At 78.2% G+C, this 353-nt stretch carries 1 protein-coding gene; it reads right to left on the bottom strand.

Annotation, left to right across the window (positions count from 1 at the left end; all coding sequences use genetic code 11):
* The coding region (locus tag PUR61_RS19175) for a polyketide synthase dehydratase domain-containing protein (RefSeq protein WP_329880178.1) at positions 1-353 on the bottom strand (353 nt) is incomplete at both ends.

Genomic DNA, 353 nt, shown 5'->3' with positions numbered 1-353 from the left:
TCGGCCGACCGGGTGGGTGAGCGCGATGGACAGGCTGTCGGGGCCCACCCGGGGGGGGTGCACCGGCTGCGGGGTGGCCCCCGACGCGAACTGGCCCTCGTGGTTCCTGGCGTACGGCAGCAGGACGTCGCCCGGGCGGGCCACCGGGGCCGCGCCCAGGTTGGCGGACTGCAGCGCCGCGTCCAGCAGCGCCGGGTGCAGGCCGAACCGCCCGGCGGACACGGTGAGGTCCTCCTGCCGGGCGACGACGCGCCACCAACCCTCCCCCCCGCGCCCTGCGACCCGTCCGCACCGGACGGCGGGCCCGATCTCCCACCCGGCCACCGCCAGGCGCTCGTAGAAGCCGTCCAGTG

The organism is Streptomyces sp. BE20 (assembly GCF_036322525.1).
Classification (GTDB): domain Bacteria; phylum Actinomycetota; class Actinomycetes; order Streptomycetales; family Streptomycetaceae; genus Kitasatospora.
The sequence above is the reverse complement of the archived record's forward strand: the minus strand, read 5'-3'. Positions and strand labels throughout refer to the sequence as shown.